General features: G+C 40.5%; 1 protein-coding gene. It reads right to left on the bottom strand.

The window, feature by feature from the left end; translation table 11 throughout:
• Nucleotides 1-252 (bottom strand): hypothetical protein (locus AAEY78_RS14215; RefSeq protein ID WP_352340069.1); only part of this gene is annotated, 252 nt, incomplete at both ends.

Below are 252 nucleotides of genomic sequence, written 5' to 3' on the forward strand. Positions count from 1 at the left end.
GCCATTAACCTTGTCGATTTCAAAAAAGCTTTTAACATAGGCTTCAACATGGGTTTTACCGGTTTGATAAAAGGTTGCCGCTTGCGGTAATGAGCCAACATTGGCTTGACATTGCAACACAAAATCGCGATCGGCAATTTGCTTACCAGTAAAACTCACACTGTATAGATGACCCTTGTTAGATTGTTTAATCGGATGATACAGACTGCTAAGGGATGTCAATTCAAAACCAGCATCAATGCTCACTTGCAT

The sequence above is a fragment of the Psychrobacter sp. 16-MNA-CIBAN-0192 genome (genome assembly GCF_040309565.1).
Lineage (GTDB): Bacteria > Pseudomonadota > Gammaproteobacteria > Pseudomonadales > Moraxellaceae > Psychrobacter.